3 protein-coding genes are annotated in these 1,907 nt (G+C 54.3%); all 3 read left to right on the top strand.

Translation table 11 applies throughout. The features are described from left to right. Nucleotides 1-150: 150 nt before the first annotated feature. The gene (locus AMM41_RS02280; RefSeq protein ID WP_089952503.1) at nucleotides 151-462 is read left to right on the top strand and encodes a type II toxin-antitoxin system RelE/ParE family toxin; all 312 of its coding nucleotides are present in this window, start codon (nucleotides 151-153) and stop codon (nucleotides 460-462) included. Between the two features lie 2 nt (nucleotides 463-464). Further along, nucleotides 465-755: a NadS family protein gene (gene nadS, locus AMM41_RS02275; RefSeq protein ID WP_089952501.1), complete on the top strand. Its 291-nt coding sequence runs from the start codon at nucleotides 465-467 to the stop codon at nucleotides 753-755. Between the two features lie 263 nt (nucleotides 756-1,018). Further along, the gene (locus AMM41_RS02270; RefSeq protein ID WP_089952499.1) at nucleotides 1,019-1,894 is read left to right on the top strand and encodes an Rpn family recombination-promoting nuclease/putative transposase; all 876 of its coding nucleotides are present in this window, start codon (nucleotides 1,019-1,021) and stop codon (nucleotides 1,892-1,894) included. Nucleotides 1,895-1,907: the final 13 nt, after the last annotated feature.

Below are 1,907 nucleotides of genomic sequence, written 5' to 3'. Positions count from 1 at the left end.
ACCAAAAAGGGCCGCCACAAGCGGCCCTTTTTTTGTGGTGTGGGAGCCCACCCTGTGGGCGATTGCCTTGTTGCCTTTGTAGGAGCCCACCCTGTGGGCGATTGGTTTTAAATAAAATGAATACGCCAATGGCGTATAGAATGGAGTTCTGTGGAATTCATCGAAACCCCCACTTTTACACGCACGATCACCGTGTTGTTGTCGGATGATTCTTATGCGCAAATGCAGATGGCATTGGTTGAAAATCCGGCTCTTGGTGATCTGATCCGAGGCGGCGGAGGGATTCGAAAATTGCGCTATGCAGTGCAAGGGCGTGGCAAAAGTGCGGGGGTCCGGGTAATTTATTACTGGCTCAAAGATGAGTTTCAGATTTATTTGTTGTTGGCCTACCCGAAGTCAGCCAAGGATTCGCTGACAGACAAAGAGGTTGCGCTTTTATATGACTTGGTAAAGGAGTTGTGAAAATGGAAAAAGCATTGTTCGATGATTTGGTACAAAGCTTGAAAGAGGCCAAAGCGATTTCTAATGGGAAAGCCCAAGCCTCACGACGCTTTGAGATCGACAATCCTGATGTGCGACAGCTTCGAGAGCAAGTAGGTTTGTCACAGTCTGAGTTCGCGCAGATGATGCGTGTAAGCGTGAAGACGCTTCAAAATTGGGAACAACACCGCCGCAATCCAACCGGTCCCGCAGCGGCATTATTGAAAATTGTGTCGACGTCCCCAGAGCTCGCAATGCGTTCACTTCACGCTTGATTTCGCTTTAAAAACTCAGGGCTTAAAGTAGGCATCCACCTTGTGGGCGATTGCCTTGCTGCCCATGTGGGAGCCCACCCCGTGGGCGATGGTTCCTCGGCACGACGCATACCCAGACTTTTTTGTAGGAGCGACGCCCCCGTCGCGATGAAGCCTTGCAGACCACCACCCATCGCCCCGAGTGCGGGTCTCTTGCAAAATGCAGGCAAACCCCGCGACTGCCGCCCTAAAATGTCAGAGTTGCCCTAACCTCACACACCATCATGCCCACCCGCTACCTCGACCCCAAAGTGGACCTCGCCTTCAAACGCGTGTTTGGTGAGCATGAGCACCTGTTGCGCAGTTTTTTGAATGCTTTGCTGCCACTGCCCGACGATGGCCAGATTGAAAGCCTGGAGTACCTCACGCCCGAACAAGTGCCCGAGCTGCCGGGTTTGTTCAAAAACTCTATTGTTGATGTGAAGTGCAAAGATGCCCGGGGGCGCACTTTCATTGTGGAGATGCAAATGCTGTGGAGCACCAGTTTTGAGCAGCGCATTTTGTTTTCTGCCAGCCAGGCTTATGTGAAGCAGTTGCACGCGAGTCAGAGCTACGCCAGCTTGCAGCCGGTGTACGCCTTGGCTCTGACCAGCCAGGTGTTTGACCGGGCCACACCCGAGTACTACCACCACTACCAAATCGTGCGCCAGCATGAGCCAAGGCGGGTGTTAGAAGGGCTGGAGTTTGTGTTCATTGAGCTGCCCAAGTTTGCGCCCCAAAGCCGCACCGACAAGCGCATGCAGGTCAAGTGGCTGCGGTTTATGAGTGAGGTGGGCGAGACCTCGGACAACACACCCGATGCTGACCCCAGCTGGCGCGAAGACCCGGACATCGCCCAGGCCCTGGAATTGGTGGAGGCAGCGGCGTTTACCGAGCAAGAGCTGGAGGCGTACCACATCCAGATTGACAAGGCGCGCATTGAGTCAACGGTGCTGGAAGATGCACGGGCAGAGGGCAAGGCAGAGGGCAAGGCAGAGGGCAAAGCCGAGGGCAAAGCCGAGATTGTCCGGACCATGCACGCCAGTGGTATGGGTGCAGCGCAAATCAGCCAGTTCACAGGTTTGAGCGTGCAACAAGTTGCCGAGATATTGGCCTTGTGATGACCTCATCACG

Source organism: Limnohabitans sp. 2KL-3, from assembly GCF_001269405.1.
Classification (GTDB): domain Bacteria; phylum Pseudomonadota; class Gammaproteobacteria; order Burkholderiales; family Burkholderiaceae_C; genus Limnohabitans_A.
Note: the sequence above shows the minus strand (reverse complement) of the source record. Positions and strands in the feature narration are given on the sequence as shown.